The organism is Streptomyces sp. SLBN-118, assembly GCF_006715635.1.
Taxonomy (GTDB): domain Bacteria; phylum Actinomycetota; class Actinomycetes; order Streptomycetales; family Streptomycetaceae; genus Streptomyces.
Genome location: NZ_VFNP01000001.1, coordinates 2,610,543 through 2,630,818 on the forward strand (window position 1 = coordinate 2,610,543; position 20,276 = coordinate 2,630,818).

Sequence of the window (20,276 nt, forward strand, 5' to 3'; positions counted from 1 at the left end):
GCACTCTCGCGACCGTGGGTCACGACCAGTGCGCAGGACGGGTCAGCGCGGGCGGCAGCCTGGTCGCCCCGTCGCCCTTCGCCGCGTTGAGCTGCGGCTGTGTGAGGAAGAAGCTCCCCGTCAGATCGGCGCCCGCGAGGTCAGCGTCCCTCAGGTCCGCCCCGATGAGGTCCGCGAGACGCAGGTCCGCGCCCGTGAGGTCGGCCGCTATGAGATACGCGCCCCGCAGGCTGGCGCCCCTGAGGTCCGCGCCACGGAGCCTCGCCCCGATCAGGTCGGCCCCCCGGCGGTCCTTCTTCTTGTGCCCCGCTTCGGCGCGCACCAGTTCGCTCGTACGGAGCAGCAGCACGTTCACGTCCTGCCGGTGCGCGGCCACATCGAGCCTTTCCAGCGCCTTCGGTTCAAGACCGGTCAGGCGCTCGGTCTCTTCCAGCAGCAGCCGGATCTCGCCGTGCAGCGAGCGGGCCGGCCGCAGCTTCAGCGCCTCGGTCAGGTACCAGAGCAGTTCGTGCAGCTGCCGTACGACGGGGAACACCGCGAACATCTGCCGCGCCGTGTCCGGCGCCTGCCGCCAGTCCGTGCCGCCGAAGGTGACCTGGGAGACGTACTGTCCGGCGCCGAAACAGTCGTAGACCGTGCAGCCGGGAAAGCCGCTCTGCCGCAGCCGCGTGTGGATGCCGCAGCGGAAGTCCGTCCGCAGATTGGGGCAGGGCTTTCCGGCGGGCTTGTTGATCGCGAAGTCCGCCGACTTGGCGAACGGCAGGGCGGCACAGCACAGCCCGAAGCAGCTCCCGCAGTCGGCCTGCAAGGGGTTTTCCATGGGTCCATTTTGAACGACCGCGAAGGGACCCCCGGCGCCCGGGCGCCGGGGGTCCCCCTTTCATCGGGGCAGGGGTGCCCCTAGCCGCACACGCCCGCAGGGCGTTCGCGGGTGACCAGGTCGGTCCAGCCCGTCGTGCCGTCGATCCAGATCACCTGGCGGCCGGAGACCGCGGCCGGGGAGATCTGTTCGCCGCGGTTGCAGGAGACCCGCTCCTTGCGCGATCCGTCGGTGGTCAGCTGCCACAGTTTCGGCAGCGAGTCGTTGCGGAGCGCCGCGTCGGGCAGTGCGCTGTTCACGGTGACCGCGGTGTCCGAGACCGTGAGGTCGAACGGCATCAGCGCGGCGGGCTTGTACTCGGAGCTGATGTCCACCGTGCCCTTGCCGTCCAGGTCCGAGCGGCGGATCCCCATCTGGCCCTGGTCGCTGAGATTCTCGTCCACCAGCCAGAAGGCGTGCGTGGCGTTGATTCCGGTCTGGCCGAGGATCTGCGGTTCGCCGAGCTGCTCCGCGAGGGCGCCCTTGCCGGTCTTGAGGTCGAAGACCTCGACGCCCAGCTTGTAGTCCTCGGGGGTCGGATACAGCTTGGCGTAGGCGAGCCTGCCGTTCTTGATCGCCGGGAGGGCGGTCAGGGTCTCGAAGCCGCCGCCGTCGACGAAGGCGGGCTCACGGTCGCCGGGGCGCAGATAGCGGACGTGCCGGTCGCCGAAGATGCCGAAGCTCTCGAAGACGACGACGCCGTTCTCGACGCGCAGGCCACCGATGTCGGTGGACGAGGTGTACAGCTTCTTGATCGGTCCGCCCGCGAGGGGGCGGGAGAGGATGTCGAGGCTGGTAGCCCCGTACGCCGCCCAGACGACCGTCTTGCCGTCAGTCGCCGGATAGACGTGGTAGCGGCCGTCGTTGGGGCTGATCAGCTTCGGGGCGCCCTTGCCGTCCGTACGGCCCGCGTAGACGGAGTACGGCTCCGAGCCGTCGTCGTTGGACTGCGAGGCCGTCCACCAGCCGCCGCCCGCCTGGGCTCCGGTGCCCCCGGTGTTGACCTTGCCGAGCAACTGGTCGGAGTCGACGCCGAGCGCGTCCTCCCAGCCCGGGACGATGCCGTGGGCGTTGAAGGAGCGCTTGACCGCGGTGAGCTCCTTCGCGGAGACGCCGAGGTCCTTGGCGGCGGCGAGTACCGCGTTGCGGCCGTCGGTGAAGCCGTCGAGCGGCGTCATGTACTCGGACAGCGCCTTGTACACGATGCTGTCGGCGAGCTGTCCGCCCACGTCCTGGCGCAGGTCCCACAACGCACCGGAGAAGATGGTGGAGTTGAGGTGTACCCCGCCGTTGTCGGTGCCGAAGGTGACCCCGAGGAAGTTCTTCGAGGTGGTCGCGCCGTCGTTGAGGTCGCGGAAGGCACAGGCCCGCGGCTTCGTCGTGCGGCACAGGTCCTCGCCGATGAGACCGGCGTCCGGGTTGTCCATCGAGACTCCGGACGCGGCGGTGTCGATCGCGTTGCCGAAGTAGTCGGCGAGCGCTTCGTTCAGTGCACCGGACTGTCCGGCGTAGACGAGGTTGGCGGTGTTCTCGACGACGCCGTGCGTCATCTCGTGGCCCACCACGTCGAGGTCGGCGGAGAGCGGCTTGTAGTCCTCGTCGCCACTGCCGTAGACCATCTTCTGGCCGTCCCAGAAGGCGTTGACGTACGGCGAGCCGAACTCGGTCACACCGACCAGGGAGTTGATGGTCATGCCGCGGCCGTCGAGGCTGTCGCGGCCCAGGTTCTGCTTGTAGTAGTCGTAGACCTTCCCGGCCGCCCAGTGCGCGTCGACCGCGCCGGACTCGGTGGCGTCCTTGCCGAAGTCCTTGTCCGGGCTGCTGAATTCCTTCAGCCCGCCGGGCCAGGTTCCGGACACCTCGCTGACATCGAGCTTGCGGGCGTCCCAGGTGGTGAGGGTGTTCTTGGTGGAGCCCGCCATCCGCGTGGCGTCGATCATCATGTACCTGGTCGCGGCGGTGTCGAGCCGGAGGTCGAGGTCGACCTTGGCCGTGTCGAGCTTGACGCCGGTGCCCTTGACCCCGGCGGCCGGGTCGTCCTCGGCCGCGCGGGCACCCGCCGGGGCAGCCTTCGCGGTGGCGCCGGACGCGGCGGTCCCCTTCGCGGTCAGCGTCTTGATGCCGCTGAACTGCAGCACCGGGTAGCCGGCGCGGGCGTCGATGTAGACCTGCTGGAGCACCGGTTCGCCGGTGGCGGGATTCGTGCCACGTACGGTCACGTGGTGGGCGAGGATGCCCTCGCCGCGCGGGATCACCACAAGGCCGCTTGCGCTGCCGGTGAGGGCCGCCGCCTTCGCGGACTTGGCGCCCTTGCCGCGTATCGCGTCGGCCTTGCTGAGCGTCTTGCCGCCGAGGCGTGCGGCGGTGGCCGCGACCGCGCGGCGTACCGCGGTGTCCTTCGTAACGCTTGCCGTGGTGCCGGTCTTCAGGCCCGTGAAGTACTTGCCGGAGGTGCCGGTGACGACGCGCTTGCCGCCCTTGGACTCCATTCGTACGACGTACTGGCCGCCGAACACCGGTATGCCGTGGTGCTTCTGCTGCAGCCGCACGGTCTCTTCCGCGCCATTTCTGACGGTCCCCATCGGCGCGAGGTCGCGCCGCGCGTCGGCGATCTTGTAGCGGCTCTCCTTGGCGGCGAGATGGCCGCGGGCCGCGTCCGCCGGGCTTGCCTTGGCGTCCGCCGCCTCCCTGATTCCGTCGACGAGCGACGGGGTTGCCGTCTCTGCCCCCGGAAGGACATCGGCGGGCGGTGCGGTGGCCGGCGGGGTCGCCGCCTGAGCCGGTACCGCCGTCAGCAGCAGCCCGGCCGTGCTGAGCAGTGCCGCGAGACCGGTCCCCCTGGAAATACCCGATCTCTGTGTGCTTGTTCTGGCCTTGCGCACAGTTCGTACCCCTCCCACGTGCTGGTCAAGCCGTAAAGGTGGTCATGACCATGCAACCCGCGGGGCGCCAACCGATCAATGTGGCCGGCGCGTTGACAAGTGGACACGCACACTTGTGTGGCCCGTGAAGAGGGAGTGAGAATCCGACGCATGAGCGAGGGGGAACTGCACACCCTCGGCCTGGGGGAGGCCGAGGAACGCACCTACGAGGCACTGCTCAAGGAACAGGCCACCGGGGCCGAGGAGTTGGCACGCCTGCTGGGTCTGCCACGCGACCGCCTCGACCGGGCGCTCGGCCATCTGGTCGAGCACGGCCTCGCGCTCCCGGCGGACGGGGACGCGCTGCCGCATCCAGCGGCGCCGGACGCCGCGATCCGTACGCTGATCCACCGTCGTCAGGCCGAACTGCACTTACGGTCCGCCGAGTTGGAACGATTACGGATGACCGCGGACCAGCTGGCCGGCCGCCTGATGTCGGGGGCGCCCAGTGCACCTGAGCGCGACATCGAGGTGGTGACCGGTCCGCGGGCGATCGGCGAACGGGCGGGGTACCTGCTGGCGACCGCGGAGCGGGAGGTCGCCATCCTGGACCGCTCGCCGTACGGGAAGAGGCCACGCGGGGACGGCGGTTCAGGCACACCGCCACTGGACATCGAGGGACTTTTGGACCGCGGCGTGGAGGTGCGGACCGTCATGGACCGGGACGGGCTCTGCTGTCCGGGCCGGATGCGCTCGGTGACCGGCCTCGTCGAGCAGGGCCTGCGGGCACGGGTCGCGACGGCGGTGCCCACCGAACTGATCACCGTGGACCGGCGGATCACCCTGCTTCCGCCGGCCGATCCGGGCGACCCGAGGGCCTCCGCGCTGGTGATAGGCGACACCTTGCTGCGCAACGCGCTCATGCCGCTGTTCGAGACGGTCTGGGACCGGGCCACACCGCTCGGCGGTTCGGGCGGGGCGCGCGACGCGACGCTCGTGAAGGCTCAGAAGGAGTTACTGGGCCTGCTCGCCGCGGGCCTCAAGGACGAGGCGATCGCCCGCCGCCTGGGCGTCCATGTGCACACCGCCCGCAGAAGGATCAGCCGTCTGCTGGAGACACTGGGCGCAGAGACCCGCTTCCAGGCCGGGGCGCAGGCGACCTTGCGAGGATGGCTGGACTGACGGCCGTAAACAGGCAAGATGGCCGGATGAAGTGGATCGTTCGGGGGTGTCTTTTGGATCGGGCCGGATCAGTGAGCGGGGTCTGGGGTGGTGCATCGCACGGCGGCGGACGGAGCCCGCGCGGAGCGTCGGCGACTGAAGACAACGCAGGCAGCTGCCCCGCCGGGGCACGCGAATCCGGCAAGGTCCGGAAGACACCCACCGGCCCGAAGAGGCTGCAAAGGTGGCTGGCCGTAGCTGTGCTCGCCGCCACAACGGCGTGCGGGGGTCCGGTTTCGGCCGCGCCGGACGCGGGGGACGCGTCCCCCTTGCCGCCACTGCCCGAGCCGCAGTCCTCGGCGACTGCTTTCGCCGGCCTGTCGTCGGCCGGGGTACTGCTCGACAAGGACGGCGAGCACTTCTGTTCCGCGAGCGTCGTCAACAGCCCCCAGGGCAATGTCATCGCCACCGCCGCGCATTGTGTCTTCGAGTACGGCAGCTACATGGAGAACATCACCTTCGCCCCCAGCTTCAGCGGCGCGGGTACGGGCAAGGCACCCTACGGACGGTGGAAGGTCCGCGCGATCCAGGTGGACGCCCGCTGGCGCGCGGACACCGCGGACTCCGACACCGTGGACTACGCATTCCTGACGCTGGCGCCGGACGCCAAGGGCCGCAACGTCCAGGACGTCGTGGGCGGAACGCCCGTCGACTGGACCGGGGTGCCGGCCCGCCGGGTCACAGTCGTCGGCTACCCCAATCCCGACCACAATCCCGACAACCGCCCCATCGCCTGCACCACCGACACCGAGCCGGATCCCGAAATGGCCGGATCCGTACGGATGGACTGCTCCGGTTTCTGGGACGGCACGAGCGGCGGCCCGTGGCTCGCGGGCTACCGGGACCCGAAGCATCCGGGCCGCCTCATCGGGGTGACCAGCGGCGGCGACACGGACAGTGTGTCGACGGCGGTCCGCTTCAATGCCAACGCGCGCACGCTGTACGACAAGGCCACGAAGGCATGACGGAGCCCCGGGAGGAAGGGCGTCGGCCTTCCTCCCGGGGCCAGGGCAGCCCTGGTCCAAAATGTGTTCAGGCCGCGGCCTGAACCGGCACATCCGCCGGTGAGAGCGCGATCTCCAGCACCTGGAGCACATCCGTGACCGGGTGCACGTCCAGCTTCTGAAGGACCTCCGCCGGGACGTCGTCCAGATCCGCCTCGTTCCGCTTGGGGATCACGACCGTCGTGATGCCCGCACGGTGCGCGGCGAGCAGCTTCTGCTTCAGACCGCCGATCGGCAGCACCCGCCCGGTCAGCGAGACCTCGCCGGTCATCGCCACATCCGTTCGCACCAGGCGTCCGGACAGCAGGGACGCGAGCGCCGTCGTCATCGTGATGCCCGCGCTCGGGCCGTCCTTGGGGACCGCGCCCGCAGGGAAGTGGATGTGCACGCCCCGGTCCTTGAGGTCGGCGACCGGAAGCTCCAGCTCCGCGCCGTGCGAGCGCAGGAAGCTCAGCGCGATCTGCGCGGACTCCTTCATCACGTCGCCGAGCTGCCCTGTCAGAGTCAGTCCCGCCGCGCCCGTCTCCGGGTCGGCGAGAGAGGCCTCGACGAACAGGACGTCGCCGCCCGCGCCGGTGACCGCGAGGCCGGTGGCCACACCCGGCACGGCCGTACGGCGCTCGGCCGGGTCCTGCGCGGACTCGGGCACATGGTGCGGCCGCCCGATCAAGCCGCGCAGCTGCTCGGCGCCGATCGTGAACGGCAGCTCCTGGTCGCCCAGTTCGTGCTGGGCCGCGACCTTGCGCAGCAGCCGGGCAACCGAACGCTCCAGGTTCCGCACGCCCGCCTCACGGGTGTACTCGCCCGCGAGCTTGCGCAGCGCCGACTCCTCGATGACCACCTCGCCGTGCTCCAGGCCCGCCCGCTCCAGCTGACGCGGCAGCAGATGGTCCCGGGCGATGACGACCTTCTCGTCCTCGGTGTAGCCGTCGAGCCTGACGAGCTCCATCCGGTCGAGCAGGGCTTCCGGGATGGCCTCCAGCACATTGGCTGTGGCCAGGAAGACGACATCGCTCAGGTCGAGTTCGACCTCCAGGTAGTGGTCGCGGAAGGTGTGGTTCTGCGCCGGGTCGAGGACTTCGAGCAGAGCGGCCGCGGGGTCGCCGCGGAAGTCGGAGCCGACCTTGTCGATCTCGTCGAGCAGGACGACCGGGTTCATCGAACCGGCCTCCTTGATCGCCCGCACGATCCGGCCGGGCAGGGCCCCGACGTAGGTGCGCCGGTGTCCGCGGATCTCCGCCTCGTCCCGGACACCACCGAGCGCGACCCGTACGAATGTGCGCCCCATGGCGTGCGCCACGGACTCGCCGAGAGATGTCTTTCCCACGCCGGGCGGGCCGACGAGCGCGAGAACCGCGCCCCCGCGACGCCCTCCGACCACGCCCAGCCCCCGGTCGGCGCGCCGCTTGCGCACCGCCAGGTATTCGGTGATCCGTTCCTTCACGTCCTGCAGACCCGAGTGCTCGGCGTCCAGGATCGCCTTCGCGCCCTGGATGTCGTACTCGTCCTCGGTCCTTTCGTTCCAGGGCAGTTCGAGGACGGTGTCGAGCCAGGTGCGGATCCAGGAACCCTCGGGGCCCTGGTCACTGGAACGCTCCAGCTTCTCGACCTCCTTGAGGGCGGCTTCGCGCACCTTCTCGGGGAGGTCGGCTGCCTCGACACGGGCCCGGTAGTCGTCGGACTCGTCCTCGCCGTCCTCGCCGTTGAGGTCACGCAGCTCCTTGCGTACGGCTTCGAGCTGGCGGCGCAGCAGGAACTCGCGCTGCTGCTTGTCGACGCCTTCCTGGACGTCCTTGGCGATGGATTCGGCGACATCCTGCTCGGCGAGGTGCTCGCGCAGCTGCTGGGTGGCCAGCTTCAGGCGGGCCACCGGCTCGGCGGTCTCGAGGAGTTCGATCTTCTGGGCGGTGGTCAGGAAGGGTGAGTAGCCGGAGTTGTCGGCGAGCTGCGAGACGTCGTCGATCTGCTGGACGCGGTCGACGACCTGCCAGGCGCCGCGCTTCTTCAGCCAGTCGGTGGCGAGTGCCTTGTACTCCGTGACCAGTTCGGTGACCGAGCCGGGCAGCGGGTCGGGCACGGTCTCCTCGACACGCGAGCCCTCGACCCAGAGCGCGGCGCCCGGGCCCGTGGTCCCCGCGCCGATCTTCACCCGGCCGCGGCCGCGGATGAGAGCGCCGGGGTCGCCGTCCGAGAGCCGGCCGACCTGCTCGACGGTCCCGAGCACGCCCGTCGCTGCGTACGTTCCGTCGACGCGCGGAACAAGCAGCACGGTCGGCTTGCTTGCACCACTGGAACGCGCGGCGGCCTGGGCGGCCTCCACCGCGGCTCGTACGTCGTTGTCGGACAGGTCGAGCGGCACCACCATTCCGGGCAGCACGACCTCGTCGTCGAGCGGCAGCACGGGCAAGGTGAGCGGTGTGGACGTCGAAGCCATGATCTCCCCTTAGGCAGTCAAGTTGAGCTGTAAGGACTCAATGCATGGACTCAATGCATGACGCCGGGGAGTTGTTCCCCGGGAAGCGTTCGCTCTGAGCGATCAGGCATGGGGCCGTGCGGCTCGCCGGGCCGGCAGCCCCAGGACCGCTCACCCCAAAGTGCCCGCGGGCCCGCCGACGGGTCGGCCACACTGCTGCGAGGGACCGGTGCTCGTGCGATACGGAGGGCAGGTGGGCGCGTGCGAGGGATGAGGCAGGGGCGGTGCGGGGCGGCGGGAGTGCTGCTGGGTGTCCTGCTGGTGGCGGGGTGCGCGTCCGGCGAGGGCGGAGACGACGGCGGGAATCCGACCCGCTCGGGGTCCTCTGCCGCGACGACGCCCGCCGCCGCGCTTCCCCTGGTCCAGGTGACCGTCACCGGTGGCATCGCCGGCGTGCGCAACGATCTACTCGTCCGGGACGACGGCACCTACACCACGTCGACGAAGAACGGCCACAAGGGCTCCGGCCGGATGACGCCGGCCGAACTGGCCGAGCTGCGGCGGGCTCTGGAGAAGGCGGACTTCGCGCGGCTCCCCCGTAAGGCCACCGGCAGTCCCGTCGCGGACGGGTTCATCTACCGGATCACCTACGCGGGCCACACCGTCACCACGGACGAGACGAACCGGCTACCCGCCCTGCGGGACGTATTCGCCGCGCTGCCGGGGGACTGACCGGCGTACGCCTTCGGGCCTGAGCGACCAGCGGCGCACGGCGGGCCAGCAGGCGACACCGGCCAGCAGGGCCAGCGGATGGCCCCAGTTGGTGAGCGGGTCCTCGAAGGCCAGCAGGTCCTGGAACTGCATCAGGAAGACGAAGCCGAGCAGCGTCCCGCGCTGGACGGGGCCGAGCAGTCCGGCGAGGGCGCCGATGCACGCCATCAGGCCGAAGCTGATGCCGTAGTCGAGGCGGTGCAGCGACGTGACCGGCAGATGCCCGGTCATGACGGAGACCGCCACGGGTATCTCGGTGGCCAGGGTCGCCCCGACATGGCCCAGCAGGAACACGCCCGCTGTGCGAGTGCCGCCGATCCGGCGCTCCAGCGCGGTGAGAGTGAAGAGGAAGGCGACGGCGTACGAGGACGCCAGGCCGCCCGCGACCCACAGGGCGCTGGCTCCGAGAACAAGGAGCGGAGTGTGGGCCAAATGGGTGACATCGGTGCTGGAGCCGCGGAGCATCGTGGAGACGGTGGCCGGATCGCCGTACTCCACGAAGAGCGAGGTGGCGATCAGGACGAGGGCGTAGCCGAAGGTGAACGGTGTGCCCGTCGGTGTCGGCAGGAGCCGCAGTGCCCGGCGCCACAGGGGCCGTCGTACACAGCGGGCCGGCGCAGGTGTCGGGGCCGGTGGGAACGCGACTGCCGGCGTCGCCCTCCGCGTCGCGGTGCGCTGGGTCGGTATGCCGCCCAGCAGTTCCCGGCCGGTGGCCGGATCGCGCGTCGAAAGCTGGTCCACGCGTGAGGCCCCTCTCGTCCAACCCCGAACGAACCCCCACCCAACGCGATCACCATGACCCCCGTCTATGACCTGCGCCACACGAGGCAACCTTCGCGCCACCTCGAACGTCCCGCGCCTGCCACACCGCACCAACCAGCTGTGAGTCGGCTGTGAGTCCACTGTGAACCGGGCGGGACCGCTGTTTGGCGAGGGCCACAGGGGCAACCCGCCGAGTGGGCCGAAACCATTTGTCCCTCTCGCCCCATCCCGACACCATGGCCATCCACACCTGTCCGTCCCGTCGCCGAGAGGTAACCACCATGCCGCTTCATGCCGACGCACCTCTCACCCTCGAGCGCCGTGAGGGCCACCACGGAGAGGTCGTCCTGCGAAAGCGCGGCGAGCACCACGAGATCATCGCCAACGGGTGCTTCCTGATGGACACCTCCGACGGCCGCTCCGAACGCCTCCTCGTCGACGCCGCCTACGACGCGCTCGAGGCGCGCACAGCCGCCCCCGCCCTCCTCATCGGCGGTCTCGGCGTCGGCTTCTCTCTCGCGCGCGCCGCCGCCAACCCCCACTGGCGTCACATCATCGTCGTCGAACGCGAGCAGGCGATCATCGACTGGCACCGTTCGGGGCCGCTCGCACGGATCTCCGGCGGCGCGCTCGCCGACCCCCGCAGCGTGATCCTGCACACGGACCTCGTCACTCATCTGGGCACGACCACGGACCGCTACGACGCGCTGTGCCTGGACATCGACAACGGGCCCGACTGGACCGTCACCGACGACAACGCAAATCTCTACTCACCGGCCGGACTCGCAGCCTGTCAGGGGCGGTTGGAGCCCGGAGGCGTGCTCGCTGTCTGGTCGGCCCGGCCCTCCCCCGCTTTTGAGGATGCGTTGCGGAATGCCGGATTCACCGGGGTAAGAACCGAAGAGATCCGGGTTGCCCGAGGAGTACCCGACGTGGTCCATCTCGCTGTTCGCCCTGCGTAGCCGGGACGCTGCCAATGCCCTTACGCTGCTCACCTACACACGGGATCTACACCGGCATGCAGCTCGCGAGAACGCGTACAGGGGCGGGGCCATGGAGCAGACACACACCACGCACAACGGCGTCGCGGCCACACCCGGCGCCCAGCGCCGGGTGCTGGTCGTCGAGGACGATTCGACGATCGTCGATGCCATCGCTGCCCGGCTGCGGGCCGAGGGCTTTCTCGTCCAGACGGCCTTGGACGGACCTGCCGCCGTCGACGCGGCCGAGGCCTGGCAACCCGATCTGATGGTGCTCGACGTGATGCTGCCGGGCTTCGACGGCCTGGAGGTCTGCCGCCGGGTCCAGGCCCAGCGCCCCGTCCCCGTGCTGATGCTCACGGCCCGCGACGACGAGACGGACATGCTCGTCGGACTCGGTGTCGGCGCCGACGACTACATGACCAAACCGTTCTCGATGCGGGAGCTCGCGGCACGTGTGCATGTGCTGCTGCGCCGCGTCGAGCGCGCCGCACTCGCCGCCGTGACACCGCGCAGCGGCATCCTGCGCCTCGGCGAGCTGGAGATCGACCACGCCCAGCGCCGGGTCCGGGTGCGCAGCGAGGACGTGCATCTCACCCCGACCGAGTTCGACCTGCTCGTCTGCCTGGCGAACACCCCCCGCGCCGTGCTCTCCCGCGAGCAGCTGCTCGCGGAGGTGTGGGACTGGGCCGACGCGTCCGGCACCCGGACCGTCGACAGCCACATCAAGGCCCTGCGCCGCAAGATCGGCGCCGAGCGCATCCGTACCGTCCACGGCGTCGGCTACGCCCTGGAGACGCCGGCGCCATGAGCGCCATGAGACGGCAGCGGTCCGGGGACGGGCCGCCCGCTCGCCAGGGCTGGCGGAACTGGCTGCGTTCGGTCTCCATCTCGATCTCGATCAAGACCAAGCTGGGCACACTCGTCGTCGTCTCGGTCTTCATCACCACCGGCCTGCTGCTGGTCGCCCTGCGCACCGAGACCGAGCTGCGCTTCATCACCGTCTTCTCGGTGATCGCCACCCTGCTGATCACCCAGTTCGTCGCTCATGGCCTGACCGCGCCGCTGGACGAGATGAACACCGTCGCCAAAGGCATATCGCACGGCGACTACACCCGCCGGGTGCGCGGCGCGGACCGCCGGGACGAGCTCGGCGATCTCGCGTCCACGATCAATCGCATGGCGGACGATCTGGAGGCCGTGGACCAGCACCGCAAGGAGCTGGTGGCCAACGTCTCGCACGAGCTGCGCACCCCGATCGCCGCGCTGCGCGCCGTGCTGGAGAACGTGGTCGACGGGGTCTCGGCCGCCGACCCCGAGACGATGCGTACGGCGCTGAAGCAGACGGAGCGCCTGGGCCGCCTGGTCGAGACGCTGCTGGATCTGTCCCGGCTCGACAACGGCGTCGTGCCGCTGCGCGCCCGCCGTTTCGAGGTGTGGCCCTACCTGTCCGGGGTGCTGAAGGAGGCCAATCTGGCCGCCGCCCAGCGCGGTCTGGCCTCGGGGTCCGGAAACCACACCCGTACGGACGTGCATCTGCATCTGGATGTGTCCCCGCCGGAGCTGACCGCGCACGCGGACGCGGAGCGGCTCCACCAGGTGGTGGCCAATCTGATCGACAACGCGGTCAAGCACTCGCCTCCGCACGGCCGCGTGACGGTACGGGCCCGGCGCGGCCCGCTGCCCGAGTCCCTCGACCTGGAAGTGGTCGACGAGGGTCCCGGCATCCCCGAGCAGGAGCGCCACCGGGTCTTCGAGCGGTTCAACCGGGGCAGCGTGACGGCCCCGCACGGCAAGGGCAGCGACGGAGGTACGGGACTCGGCCTCGCGATCGCACGCTGGGCCGTCGATCTGCACGGCGGACGCATCGGGGTGGCCGAATCGTCCCGCGGCTGCCGCATTCTCGTGACCCTTCCGGGGATCCCCTCGGCGCACGGTTGACGTAGGGTTCGAACCGGAAGCGCGCATTCTGCGTGTACGCGGTGAGGGCTCGGCCGGAAATTCGGCCGCTGCGCCGTCCCGGGTGCGAGGCAGTGGGTCGCAGCCGCGGTGAGTCCTACCCGCGGAAAGCGGAACCGGGCTTGTTTCCCGCCATTCCTTGCCCCGAAACCCGCCGATCGGTGTGACTTGCGCGACGATGGCCCGCCCGGCCTGCACCTCTCGGCCAGGGAGGCGTAGCCTTTATTTCCGCTGTCCATCACCTTGTGAAGCGGAAGAGGGCGGTTGCCGCCGTGTCGTCTCAGTCCCCCAGTAACTCGAGCATCTCGACCGACCAAGGCGGGCAGGGTAAGAACCCTGCCGCCGCCTTCGGCCCCAATGAGTGGCTCGTCGACGAGATCTACCAGCAGTACCTCCAGGACCCGAATTCGGTCGACCGTGCCTGGTGGGACTTCTTCGCCGACTACAAACCGGGCGGCGCGGGTACTGCCGCCGCAGGGGCGAAGCCGGTGAGCGAAGCCCCGTCCGCGGACGGTGCCGCAGCCGCGGGGGCTGCGGTGACCGCCTCCCCGGCGGCTCCCGCCCAGGCCGCCCCTGCTGCCGCGCCCGCCGCTCCGGCGAAGCCCGCGGCCGCCGCCGTACCGCCTGCGCAGCCCGCGGCTCCCGCCGCGGCGAAGCCCGCTGCCGCCGCTCCGGCTCCGGCAGCCGCCCCGGCCGCTGCCAAGCCCGCCGCGCCCGCCAAGGCGCAGCCCGCCACAGAGGCGGCCGACGGCCCCGAGTACGTGACCCTGCGCGGCCCCGCCGCCGCGGTTGCGAAGAACATGAACGCCTCGCTGGAGATGCCCACGGCCACGTCCGTGCGCGCCGTGCCGGTGAAGCTGCTCTTCGACAACCGCATCGTCATCAACAACCACCTCAAGCGCGCCCGCGGTGGGAAGGTCTCCTTCACGCACCTGATCGGGTTCGCGATGGTGCAGGCCATCAAGGCCATGCCGTCGATGAACTGGTCGTACGTGGAGAAGGACGGCAAGCCCGTCCTCGTCAAGCCGGAGCACGTCAACTTCGGCCTGGCCATCGACCTGGTGAAGCCCAACGGTGACCGCCAGCTGGTCGTCGCGGGCATCAAGAAGGCCGAGACGCTGAACTTCTTCGAGTTCTGGCAGGCCTACGAGGACATCGTCCGGCGCGCCCGCAACAACAAGCTGACGATGGACGACTTCACAGGCGTCACCGTCTCGCTGACCAACCCCGGCGGCCTCGGCACGGTCCACTCCGTGCCGCGTCTGATGCCCGGGCAGTCGGTCATCATGGGCGTCGGCTCCATGGACTACCCGGCCGAGTTCCAGGGCACCTCCCAGGACACCCTGAACAAGCTGGGCATCTCCAAGGTGATGACCCTCACCAGCACATACGACCACCGGGTCATCCAGGGCGCCGCCTCCGGCGAGTTCCTGCGGATCGTCGCGGGCCTCCTCCTGGGCGAGGACGGCTTCTACGACGAGGTCTTCGAGTCCCTGCGCATCCCCTACGAGCCGGTCCGCTGGCTCAAGGACATCGACGTCTCCCACGACGACGACGTCACCAAGGCCGCGCGCGTCTTCGAGCTGATCCACTCCTACCGGGTCCGCGGCCATGTCATGGCCGACACCGATCCGCTTGAGTACAAGCAGCGCAAGCACCCCGACCTGGACATCATCGAGCACGGCCTCACCCTGTGGGACCTGGAGCGCGAGTTCGCGGTCGGCGGGTTCTCCGGCAAGTCGATGATGAAGCTGCGCGACATCCTCGGCGTACTGCGCGACTCGTACTGCCGCACCACCGGCGTCGAGTTCATGCACATCCAGGACCCGAAGCAGCGCAAGTGGATCCAGGACCGCATCGAGCGCGGGCACACCAAGCCCGAGCGCGAGGAGCAGCTGCGGATCCTGCGCCGGCTGAACGCCGCCGAGGCCTTCGAGACCTTCCTTCAGACCAAGTACGTCGGTCAGAAGCGGTTCTCCCTGGAGGGCGGCGAGTCCGTCATTCCGCTGCTCGACGCCGTCATCGACTCGGCCGCCGAGTCGCGCCTGGACGAGGTCGTCATCGGCATGGCCCACCGCGGCCGCCTGAACGTCCTGGCGAACATCGTCGGCAAGTCGTACGCGCAGATCTTCCGGGAGTTCGAGGGCAACCTCGACCCGAAGTCGATGCACGGCTCCGGCGACGTGAAGTACCACCTGGGTGCCGAGGGCACCTTCACCGGTCTCGACGGCGAGCAGATCAAGGTCTCGCTGGTCGCCAATCCCTCGCACCTGGAGGCGGTCGACCCGGTTCTCGAGGGTGTGGCCCGCGCCAAGCAGGACGTCATCAACAAGGGCGGTACGGACTTCACGGTCCTGCCGGTCGCCCTGCACGGTGACGCGGCCTTCGCCGGCCAGGGTGTCGTCGCCGAGACGCTGAACATGTCGCAACTGCGCGGCTACCGCACCGGCGGCACGGTCCACATCGTCATCAACAACCAGGTCGGTTTCACCGCCGCCCCGGAGTCCTCGCGTTCGTCCATGTACGCGACCGACGTGGCCCGCATGATCGAGGCGCCGATCTTCCATGTGAACGGCGACGACCCGGAGGCCGTGGTCCGCGTGGCGCGGCTCGCCTTCGAGTTCCGCCAGACGTTCAACAAGGACGTCGTGATCGACCTCATCTGCTACCGCCGCCGCGGTCACAACGAGGGCGACAACCCGCAGTTCACCAACCCGCAGATGTACAACCTGATCGACAAGAAGCGCTCGGTGCGCAAGCTCTACACCGAGTCGCTCATCGGTCGCGGCGACATCACGCTGGAAGAGGCGGAGCAGGCGCTCCAGGACTTCCAGGGCCAGCTGGAGAAGGTCTTCGCGGAGGTCCGCGAGGCGACCAGCCACCCGGCCCCGGCCCATGTCCCGGACGTGCAGGCCGAGTTCCCGGTGGCCGTCACCACGGCGGTCTCCCAGGAGATCGTGAAGCGGATCGCCGAGTCCCAGGTCAACATCCCGGACCGGATCACGGTCCACCCGCGTCTGATGCCGCAGATGCAGCGCCGTGCGGCCTCGGTCGAGGACGGCACGATCGACTGGGGCATGGGCGAGACGCTCGCCATCGGCTCGCTGCTGATGGAGGGCACCACGGTCCGGCTTTCCGGCCAGGACACCCGCCGCGGCACGTTCGGCCAGCGCCACGCGGTGCTGGTGGACCAGGAGACCGGCGAGGACTACACCCCGCTGCTGTACCTCTCCGAGGACCAGGCCCGCTACAACGTCTACGACTCGCTGCTGAGCGAGTACGCGGCGATGGGCTTCGAGTACGGCTACTCGCTGGCCCGCCCGGACGCGCTGGTCATGTGGGAGGCGCAGTTCGGTGACTTCGTCAACGGCGCACAGACCGTCGTCGACGAGTTCATCTCCTCGGCCGAGCAGAAGTGGGGCCAGACCTCCGGCGTCACGCTGCTGCTGCCCCACGGCTACGAGGGCCAGGGCCCGGACCACTCGTCCGCCCGCCCGGAGCGCTTCCTCCAGCTGTGCGCGCAGAACAACATGACGGTCGCCATGCCGACCCTGCCGTCGAACTACTTCCACCTGCTGCGCTGGCAGGTCCACAACCCGCACCACAAGCCGCTGATCGTCTTCACCCCGAAGTCGATGCTGCGTCTGAAGGCCGCGGCGTCGAAGGCGGAGGAGTTCACCACCGGCGGCTTCCGCCCGGTGATCGGCGACGACTCCGTGGACCCGAACGCGGTCCACAAGGTCGTCTTCTGCACCGGCAAGGTCTACTACGACCTGGAGGCCGAGCGGGTCAAGCGCGGCGTCACGGACACCGCGATCATCCGCCTCGAGCGGCTGTACCCGCTGCCGGGTGCCGAGCTCCAGGCGCAGATCGCCAAGTTCCCGAACGCCGAGAAGTACCTGTGGGCCCAGGAGGAGCCGGCGAACCAGGGTGCGTGGCCGTTCATCGCGCTGAACCTGATCGACCACCTCGACCTGGCGGTCGGCGCGGACATTCCGCACGGCGAGCGCCTGCGCCGTATCTCTCGTCCGCACGGTTCGTCCCCGGCGGTCGGTTCGGCCAAGCGTCACCAGGCCGAGCAGCAGCAGCTGCTCAACGAGGTCTTCGAGGCCTGACCGTACGAACCTTAAGGGCCCTGCCCGGCGCACACCGCGCAGGGCAGGGCCCTCCGGGCTGTCAGCGGGTGTGTTCGAGCCGGTCGACCTCCTGCCGGATGAGCTGCGCGGACTGCGAGCGCGAAGCCCCGGCGGCCGTCAGCAGGGACAGCACAGCCCGGTGTTCCTCCAGGGCCCGCCCGGGGCCCGCCGTGCGTTCCAGGCGGGTGGCCCGCATCCACTGGGCGGCCGTCGCCCGCTCCAGCAGGTCGCCCGTGCCGGGCTGGGCCGCGGCGCGGCGGTAGTGGGCGGCGGCGTCCTGGAGCTTGGGATGCGACGCGGTGCGCTGCGCGAGCAGGGCCGAGGCGAGGGCGCGGTACCACCATGCGTACGCGGCCAGTTCGGGGTCGGACGCCGCCCGTGCGGTGGCTCCCAGCGCCCAGTCCGCCTCGTGCAGGTCGGCGACGGTCTCCTCCGCCCGGAAGCATTCGATGTAGGCGTGGCCCAACAGGGCACGGCGACGCGGGAGTTCATGGTCGGCCGCCGGTGTCTGCTCGATCGCGCCGCGCAGTGCCCGTACGGCCGCGTGGATGTCGGCCGAGGAGTCCTTGTCCACACCGCGCTCGGTCAGCTGCCTGCCGAGCGAGGTCAGGACAACGGCCCGGCCCGGGTCGTTCCACGGCAGCAGCGGCACCGCCTCGGTCCAGGCCGCGATCGCCGAGTCGCGGTGGGCCCAGCCTCCCGTCGAGAGGTAGCGCTGCTCCAGGACGCGGGCCATCCGCAGCAGGATGTCGGCCAGGGCGTCCTCGTCCTTGCCGACGTGCTGGCGCGCCTGGTCCAGGGCCTGGAGGATGCGCAGCCTGTCGTCGTCGTCCGGGGTCTCGTGGGCGAATTCGATGGCATCGGCGTAGTCCAGCCAGGCGCGGCAGAGCTGCGTCTCGGGTACCGACTCCCAGTCGAGTCCGTCGATGCCCGCGTGCAGGTCCTCGTCGGCGCGCTCGGCGTAGGCGCGGGAGGCGATCAGGTCCCTCTCGTCGGCGGCCCTGGCGACCGGTCCCTCGCCGCGGTAGTGGCGGGCCAGCTCCAGCAGCAGCCCGCCCTCGACGAGCAGCGCGGACTCGGGGCGCTCGTCGTCCAGCAGCAGTTGTACGACGTCCAGGGCGGTCTGTGTGGTCTCGGTGAACCAGTCCTCGGGCCGGACCGGGCCGCGCAGCCCGTAGGGGGCGCCGGTCACCGCGAGGCGCCGCAGCACCCGGATCCGGGTGGCCGCCGCTGCCTCCCTGAGCCCGGGAATGTCGTCGAACCGGGGTCGGCTGTCGGTCAGTTCGGCGAGTCCGGCATCCGCGGTCGACAGCAGGATCGCCGCGACCAGTCGCACATCGTCGGCTCCGGCCGCCGCCTGCAGCCGTACCCACTCCGGCATCAGCAGGGTGCTCAGGCGGCCCGACTCCACCTCGTCGGCCATCGCTTCGAGCACCTGCGCCAGCGTCAGATAGGCCTGTGGCTTGCCGGTGAGCGCGTTCTGGGCGGCGTCCAGGGCTTCACGCAGATCCTCGGGCAGCGGCCGCACCAGCCAGCGCCGCAGCAGGGCTTCGGCCAGCTCTCCGTAGAGCACGGCCCGCTCGGTGGTGCGCCGTTCGGCCTGGGTGGCCGAGCCCAGCAGTCGGATCGCCTCGTCGAGGTCGCGTACGGTGCCGTACGCGCCGAAGTGCGCGAGACAGGCGCGGGCCTGTGCCCGCAGACCCGCCGCGCCGTCCTTGGGCAGACCGCCGGGCGGCGACGCGGGTTCGGGGACCCCGAGCCGCCTCAGCACCTGCGCCGACACCTGGGCGAAGGCCCACTGGCTGCGGCTGCCGGGGCCGCCGGGCGCGGACGGGCGCGGGTCCACCGATCCGGCGAGGAAGGCGGCGGCCATGGCCGGGAAGTTGCGGACCGTACGCCCATAACGGCTCTCCACGTACTCGGAGCAGTGCTTGAGCACCAACGCCGCGCTGCTTGCGCCCAGTTGGCCGAGCAGCTCCTCGCGGACCCCGTCCAGGAAGACATACGCGGGGCCGCCCTCCTGCTCGGCCGGCCCGTCGTCGTCCCGCCGCAGCAGCCCGCTGAGCAGTACTTCCGCCAGCACGTCGGGGCCGCCGCGGACCAGCATGGCGCGCTGTACGAGCTGCATCACGGGCAGTACCAGCGGGACCGCCGACAAATAGACGGCGAGCTGGGCGGCCGCGGGCGATGCGGTCCTGCGGAAGGTCCGGACGCGCTGGGCGGGTTCGATGTGCCGGGCCGTACGGGACCGGGGCGCGGCGGGTGCGTGGCGGGCCCGCACCAGCGCGGCGGCGGCATCGAGCGACTGCCCGGTCGCGCCCGCCACCAGCCGTGTCCAGGCGTCGAACGAGGAGCGGCGCAGGGCGAGCACGGGCACCGGAATGCCCCGGTGGAGGTCCGCCGGACCTGGCTGTTTCGGGGTGAACTCCAGCCGTCCCGCCGGCCCTTCGCGCCGTCGCAGCAGTCCGGGCCGGGCAGGAAGGTGCGTCCGCTCCCACATCCGCTGCGGCAGCGGCTGCACCACAGCGACGGGCGCGGTCGACGCCCAGGTGTGCAGGAGCCGCTGCATCCGGCCGCTGCGCCACATGGGGCCGGCGCAGTCGCTGAGGACCAGGGTCAGCTGGCGTCCGGTGGGGTCGCCGAGCTGGGCGGGTGTGGGAGCGTCCTCACGAAGGCGGTGAACGGCCACCTCGCGGAACGCCCCGGCGCGTTCGCAGACTTGCCGCAGCTCCTCGAGTGCCCTGTCCCATACTACGTTCGAGGAGGAGACGTCCATCACGAGGGCGAGGCGTGCCTCGCGCCGCCGGGCCGTGCGCAGCACCGGCACCACGAGGCCGGTGTCGGCGGCGCGGTCGGCCGTCGCGACCTCGTCGAGCTCGCGGCGTACCGGGCGCATGGGCGGGCGGTAGCGCTGCAGGGGCCGCAGCGCGCGCTGCAGCGCCGGGGCGTCGGGCAGCGCGGCAGCGGCCGGCACGGGAACCCTGCGCATGCCGGCGGGCGATACGCCTGCCGGTGCGCCCGCCGTCTGAGCGGGGCCGTACAGGTCGACGCGGGGTCCCGGGGACGGTCCCGCACGGAACGAGGACGGTGCGGGCGGCTGCGCCTCCTCCACCGGCGCGCGGTCCGCGGGATCTGTTCCGGCCTTCCCTCCGGGTGCCGCGTCCGGCTGCCTGGACGGCGCGGACGGCACATGCCGGGACAGCCACAGAGCGTCCGCCAGCTCCTCCGCCGTGGGCTTCAGTTCGGCCTCGCGCAGCCGGGCGACCAAGGCGGTCAGCGCCGCGGGAGGCGGAACGGCCGGGTTCATGTG

12 protein-coding genes are annotated in these 20,276 nt (G+C 70.6%); 7 read left to right on the top strand and 5 right to left on the bottom strand.

The genetic code is table 11. From position 1 onward, the window contains the following. Positions 1–19: 19 nt before the first annotated feature. A complete protein-coding gene (locus FBY35_RS11605; RefSeq protein ID WP_142213723.1) occupies positions 20–820 on the bottom strand; it encodes a pentapeptide repeat-containing protein in 801 nt (266 codons plus the stop codon). Positions 821–900: 80 nt separating this feature from the next. Further along, complete coding sequence (locus tag FBY35_RS11610) at positions 901–3,741, bottom strand: M4 family metallopeptidase (protein ID WP_142213724.1); 2,841 nt, start codon at positions 3,739–3,741, stop codon at positions 901–903. A gap of 150 nt (positions 3,742–3,891) precedes the next feature. Between FBY35_RS11610 and FBY35_RS11615 the strand changes: the two genes are divergently transcribed. After that, entirely contained in the window at positions 3,892–4,902 is a 1,011-nt protein-coding gene (locus FBY35_RS11615; RefSeq protein ID WP_142213725.1) for a helix-turn-helix domain-containing protein, read from the top strand. A gap of 239 nt (positions 4,903–5,141) precedes the next feature. After that, positions 5,142–5,906 (top strand): serine protease, encoded by a 765-nt coding sequence (locus FBY35_RS11620; protein ID WP_260848587.1) that lies wholly within the window; start codon positions 5,142–5,144, stop codon positions 5,904–5,906. A gap of 67 nt (positions 5,907–5,973) precedes the next feature. Here FBY35_RS11620 and lon read toward each other — a convergent pair whose 3' ends face one another. Beyond that, a complete protein-coding gene (lon, locus tag FBY35_RS11625; protein WP_142213726.1) occupies positions 5,974–8,379 on the bottom strand; it encodes an endopeptidase La in 2,406 nt (801 codons plus the stop codon). 240 nt (positions 8,380–8,619) lie between these two features. On the opposite strand from lon, the gene FBY35_RS11630 reads away from it, so the two are divergent. Continuing rightward, positions 8,620–9,090 carry a protealysin inhibitor emfourin gene (locus FBY35_RS11630; RefSeq protein WP_142213727.1) on the top strand — a complete coding sequence of 157 codons (471 nt, stop codon included), beginning with the start codon at positions 8,620–8,622 and terminating at the stop codon, positions 9,088–9,090. Here FBY35_RS11630 and FBY35_RS11635 read toward each other — a convergent pair. Then, positions 9,046–9,870, bottom strand: coding sequence for a rhomboid-like protein (locus FBY35_RS11635; RefSeq protein WP_142213728.1), 825 nt, complete (start codon positions 9,868–9,870; stop codon positions 9,046–9,048). The genes FBY35_RS11630 and FBY35_RS11635 overlap by 45 nt on opposite strands. 302 nt (positions 9,871–10,172) lie before the next feature. On the opposite strand from FBY35_RS11635, the gene FBY35_RS11640 reads away from it, so the two are divergent. The 4 genes from FBY35_RS11640 to FBY35_RS11655 all read left to right on the top strand — a co-directional run bounded on the left by FBY35_RS11640 (position 10,173) and on the right by FBY35_RS11655 (position 16,945). Continuing rightward, a complete protein-coding gene (locus tag FBY35_RS11640) occupies positions 10,173–10,853 on the top strand; it encodes a spermidine synthase (RefSeq protein WP_142213729.1) in 681 nt (226 codons plus the stop codon). Positions 10,854–10,944: 91 nt separating this feature from the next. Next, on the top strand, positions 10,945–11,682 hold the full coding sequence (locus FBY35_RS11645) for a response regulator transcription factor (RefSeq protein ID WP_142213730.1): 738 nt from the start codon (positions 10,945–10,947) through the stop codon (positions 11,680–11,682). A 5-nt stretch (positions 11,683–11,687) separates the two neighbouring features. Beyond that, positions 11,688–12,812 carry a HAMP domain-containing sensor histidine kinase gene (locus tag FBY35_RS11650; RefSeq protein ID WP_260848682.1) on the top strand — a complete coding sequence of 375 codons (1,125 nt, stop codon included), beginning with the start codon at positions 11,688–11,690 and terminating at the stop codon, positions 12,810–12,812. 290 nt (positions 12,813–13,102) lie between these two features. Next, positions 13,103–16,945: a multifunctional oxoglutarate decarboxylase/oxoglutarate dehydrogenase thiamine pyrophosphate-binding subunit/dihydrolipoyllysine-residue succinyltransferase subunit gene (locus FBY35_RS11655; RefSeq protein ID WP_142213731.1), complete on the top strand. Its 3,843-nt coding sequence runs from the start codon at positions 13,103–13,105 to the stop codon at positions 16,943–16,945. Positions 16,946–17,006: 61 nt separating this feature from the next. Here FBY35_RS11655 and FBY35_RS11660 read toward each other — a convergent pair whose 3' ends face one another. Next, the gene (locus FBY35_RS11660) at positions 17,007–20,273 is read right to left on the bottom strand and encodes an SAV_2336 N-terminal domain-related protein (RefSeq protein ID WP_260848588.1); all 3,267 of its coding nucleotides are present in this window, start codon (positions 20,271–20,273) and stop codon (positions 17,007–17,009) included. Positions 20,274–20,276: the final 3 nt, after the last annotated feature.

Coding starts and splice junctions, on each gene's coding strand:
- FBY35_RS11645 (WP_142213730.1), top strand. CDS start 10,945: ATGGAGCAGACACACACCACGCACAACGGCGTCGCGGCCACACCCGGC.
- FBY35_RS11660 (WP_260848588.1), bottom strand. CDS start 20,273: ATGAACCCGGCCGTTCCGCCTCCCGCGGCGCTGACCGCCTTGGTCGCC.
- lon (WP_142213726.1), bottom strand. CDS start 8,379: ATGGCTTCGACGTCCACACCGCTCACCTTGCCCGTGCTGCCGCTCGAC.
- FBY35_RS11640 (WP_142213729.1), top strand. CDS start 10,173: ATGCCGCTTCATGCCGACGCACCTCTCACCCTCGAGCGCCGTGAGGGC.
- FBY35_RS11615 (WP_142213725.1), top strand. CDS start 3,892: ATGAGCGAGGGGGAACTGCACACCCTCGGCCTGGGGGAGGCCGAGGAA.
- FBY35_RS11650 (WP_260848682.1), top strand. CDS start 11,688: ATGAGACGGCAGCGGTCCGGGGACGGGCCGCCCGCTCGCCAGGGCTGG.
- FBY35_RS11605 (WP_142213723.1), bottom strand. CDS start 820: ATGGAAAACCCCTTGCAGGCCGACTGCGGGAGCTGCTTCGGGCTGTGC.